Annotated in this window: 3 protein-coding genes; all 3 read left to right on the plus strand. The window is 70.0% G+C overall.

What is annotated here, in order from left to right:
- Positions 1-632 precede the first annotated feature (632 nt).
- The 3 genes from AC07C1_RS41095 to AC07C1_RS41105 are packed head-to-tail and all read left to right on the plus strand — an operon-like array spanning position 633 to position 3,739.
- Entirely contained in the window at positions 633-2,768 is a 2,136-nt protein-coding gene (locus tag AC07C1_RS41095; protein ID WP_478947222.1) for a hypothetical protein, read from the plus strand.
- Positions 2,695-3,171 (plus strand): DNA/RNA non-specific endonuclease, encoded by a 477-nt coding sequence (locus AC07C1_RS41100; RefSeq protein ID WP_478947224.1) that lies wholly within the window; start codon positions 2,695-2,697, stop codon positions 3,169-3,171. The genes AC07C1_RS41095 and AC07C1_RS41100 overlap by 74 nt, the downstream gene beginning before the upstream one ends.
- 16 nt (positions 3,172-3,187) lie before the next feature.
- Positions 3,188-3,739 carry a hypothetical protein gene (locus AC07C1_RS41105; RefSeq protein WP_478947223.1) on the plus strand — a complete coding sequence of 184 codons (552 nt, stop codon included), beginning with the start codon at positions 3,188-3,190 and terminating at the stop codon, positions 3,737-3,739.
- Positions 3,740-3,915: the final 176 nt, after the last annotated feature.

The raw sequence follows: 3,915 nt of genomic DNA on the forward strand, positions 1-3,915 counted from the left end.
GTCCCGTGCACCGCCGTCGCGGTCAACATCGTCCAGCTGCGGACCGGCCGGTTCGACGGCGCCAAGCTCCTCGGCCCCGTCGACGCTGCGGTCATGGCCCGCGTCGATCAGGCCCTGCGCGCCGTCCAGGACCTCTGAAGCACCCGCCCCGTCCAACGTGTTTCCTCGCACCCCCGGGGGATGGTCCCGCGATCCCCGCACGTGCTATATCGCCCGATAAAGCCCGCACGGACGCGCCGTGGGGGACGACGTCCCTGGAGCCTGGGTAGTCACGCGGGTTGTCACTCAAGTCGTCATCTGAAGCATAAGGAAGTTCATCCCTCGGCGTGCTTCCGTCGGTAACGTGGAATTCCCGGATTCCAGGGTCGGCGCAAGCAACTGGGGGAGTCACTGTGGCGGATGATCACGGGCAGCAGCCGGAATCCGGTGAACGGGACGAGAGTGATGCCCCGCCTCCGCCGCCCCGCCCCTCCCAGCCGCCCGCGGTGCCTCCGCCGCCGCCCCGGCCGCCCCACCCGCCGCAGTCACCCGCGGTGCCTCCGCTGCCGGCTCGAACTCCCACGGCGGGTGCGCCGGCCGGGTCCCCGCGAGCGATTGCCGGGTGGTTACGGCAGACGCGTGCCCGGTCCCTCATGGCCGCAGGGGTCGCGCTGGCCGTACTGGCGAGCCTGCTGTACGTGCTGTGGCCCAGCGGGTCGAACGGGGCGAACGGGTCCGGGGACGCCAAGCACGAGGCATCGGCCCCCCGCGTGTCACCAGCCCAGCAGGGCGCGTCGGCTGCGCAGGAGTTAAGCGCCCTGCCCGCGGTGAACCTGTCGATGGTCTACGCCCCGGTCGAGCACCAATCCATGACCCGGGCAAACCTGACGGTCACCAGCACAGGGAAGGCGTCGGGAACCCTCAGCGAACCGGTAGCCGGCAAGTCCGCCCTCGCGTGGTCCGGCGACCATCTCTACCTGAAGGGCGACTCGGCCTTCTGGGCGCAGCAGGATCCCCAGTTCGGCCACGATCTGACCAGCAGCGGTCACTGGGTCGCCGCGGAAAAACGCTCCGGCTACTACATGCTCGACAGCTTCGCGGTGAACGCCGGCTCGCTGACGCCGGCTTCGCTCGCCACGCTGGTCCGGCAGGTCACCTCCGATCCCGAGGCGGTGCGGAAGGACGGCGCAACGTTCCAGGGGCGCAAGGCGGTCTCGTACACCTCCCAGGGCTGGACGGTCGTCCTCGCCAGCCAGGCGCCCTACTCCGTCCTCGCCGTCGGCGGCGACCCCGGCGGCGACAGTCCCGTCAAGTCCGCTGTCTGGCACCCCGCGCGGCGCACCGGTCCGGTGGCGGAACCGGCGGACTACCGTGCGGACGCCGTGCCGACCGACGACAGCGACTACAGCAGCTACCTCCTGATCGAGCCGAAGCCGGCCACCGCCGAGCAGGCCACCGCGGTCCGTAACACCGCTGCCTCGGCCGTGGCGACCGCCGTCCCGCCCGCGACGTCGGCCGAGGCGGTCTCCATGACCATGGGGCCCGCCTTCACCATCACTAGCAATGACGCGTCCCTGTGCACCACCAACCCGTGCTCGTACTCCTACACGGTCACCAACAGCGGCGACCAGGCGGGCGCGGCCACCCTCTATCTGACCCTGCCGAGAGTGCCCGACCAGCCCCACCCGCTGGGCACCCTGCAGCCCAAGCAGTCCAAAACGGTCAGCGGCACCCGCCCCAACATCGCGTGGGGCACCGGGCGGACCGTGAACCACACCGACTACGCCTGGGTGTACTCCACCGCCGAGTACGGCTCCGACCCCAAGGTCGGCAGCCGGCTGCACGCCCGCAACCTGCGGCCGGACGACGTCTCGGTCGGCACCCCCTTGAAGCCCACCACGGCGAAGCTGCTGGACCTGATGACGAAGGACCGGCCGACCAGCGACACCGAGGCGGGCAGCAAGGCGGTCGACGCGGTCGAAGGGGCCAACAGCCAGGGCGAGTTGCCCGACCTGGGGGAGATAGTCGACTCCGGCCGGCTGGACAACCCCCAGGACCTGCGCGAGATCCTCCCCACCACCGAGAAGGTCGACAACCAGCGCGTGCTGCAGCAGATCGCGCTGCTGCTACAGACCGACCATCATGCGCACGTCACCTGGACCGCGCCGTCCACGGCCGGAGGAGCGACACCCCCGGCGGACTACCTCTACACGACCACAGAGCAGGGCAAGCAGGTCAAACGTGCCGTGAAGGCAGAAACGGTGCGAAGCCCGGCGGAACTCCGGTCGCAGGCACGCCTCGGCGCCGCGCAACTCAACGGCGAGCAGCCCGATTCCGGAACCGGCGCAGGCCAGAAGGTGCGGCCCGGATACGAACGGGTACTGCGGCTCGACCTCGAACCGTTCGTCGGCCCGCTACTGGACCTGGCCACCACACAGGACCTGGAGCACTCCGTCGACGGGACAGCAGTTCCAGCAACTGCGGGACAGCCTGTGCGAGCCGGATGGCGGCGGCCCCCGAGTCGACCGCCTCGTCATCGTCAACGCGTCCGGCACCCACCAGTGGACCAACCCGCGCCAGCTCAGGGCGCGCTGCGATTCCGGGAGGGCCTCGGCGTCGCCGGACCCGTCGAGCAGCAGCGGGCCGGACGGCAAGCCGACCTGTCTGACGCAGAGTCCGCCGGCCGGCGTCGTCGAGACCAGCGGGGCGGGTTGGATCTACTACGCCCCCACCGGGTCGCACAAGCGGGCCACTGCGGCCACCGCGTGCCTGAAGAATCCGCTGGGTGACGGCACGGCCTCCGATTCCAACAGCCCCGGCATGGACACTGCCCGCAACCGCGCGAAGGCACTGCTCCCGGGTGTGCCGGGAACCCTCGTAAACAGTTGCCACCTGATACCCAAGGAGTTCGGCGGCCGCGGCATACAACGGAACCTCACGCCGTGCTGGGTCACACCCGTGAACGTCGGTGAGATGACGGACATCCAAACCGCGGTCCGCAACTTCCTCAACAAGGGAGGAATCGTGCGGATGACGGTGACGGCCAAGTACAAGGACACTGCGGCCGAGATCCCGTACGCGTTCACCTTCCAGGTCACCGCCTGGGACTCCCGCGGGAATCCGTATCCGCTCGTGATACCCCGCGGTGGCACGGTCCAGAATGTGAAGGGCGGGAAGAACCTCAGTCCCTGACAGGGGTGGTGCGGTGGTGCGGGACGACATTGTCGAGTTCGCGCGGATCACCGGGGTCGCGCCCCGGACGGCGGGGCCGGTGCTGCCGTGGGGCGACACCCGGGCAGCGTTCGGCCTCGACCTGCCCGCCGACTACCGGGCGTTCGTCGACGCCTACGGGCCCGGGACGGTGGGCAGCCGGCTCACACCGGTCATCCCCCTGCCCGGGTACGACGCCGGCACCGGGGTCGCCGCCCTGGGGCCCGTGCTGGACGTGGCTGCCGAGATCGGTGCCCTGCTGCGCGGTCTTCGGGAGAAGTACCCGGAGGCGTTCCCGTACTTCTTCCATCCCGAGCCCGGCGGTCTGCTCGCCTGGGGCGGCGGCGTCGGTGGGGAGCAGTGCTTCTGGTTGACTGAGGACGCGGACCCGGACGACTGGCCGGTCGTGGTGTGGAACAAGGAGGACTGGCGCCGTTACGACATGGGCATGGTTGCCCTGCTGAACCGCGCTCTCAGCCGACAGGACACGTTCCTCAACGAACTGGTCGGGCCCAGGCCTGGGGAGCCGCTGTGGAACCCCGAACGCTGAGCCGTGCATGTTGGAGGAAACAGGAGCGGGGAGGGAGCGGCTGTGGCGGCGGAAGAGAGGGGGAGCGTGGCGCTTCCAGGGCGTGTGCTGTTCGTGCTGTTCCGTTGTGTGATGGTGCTCCTCGTCGCCTTCTTCGCCGTGCGGACGTACGAGGAGACCGCGATCGCCGTGGCCCG

The sequence above is a fragment of the Streptomyces sp. NPDC045022 genome, from assembly GCF_056432605.1.

Coding starts and splice junctions, on each gene's coding strand:
- AC07C1_RS41095 (WP_478947222.1), top strand. CDS start 633: ATGGCCGCAGGGGTCGCGCTGGCCGTACTGGCGAGCCTGCTGTACGTG.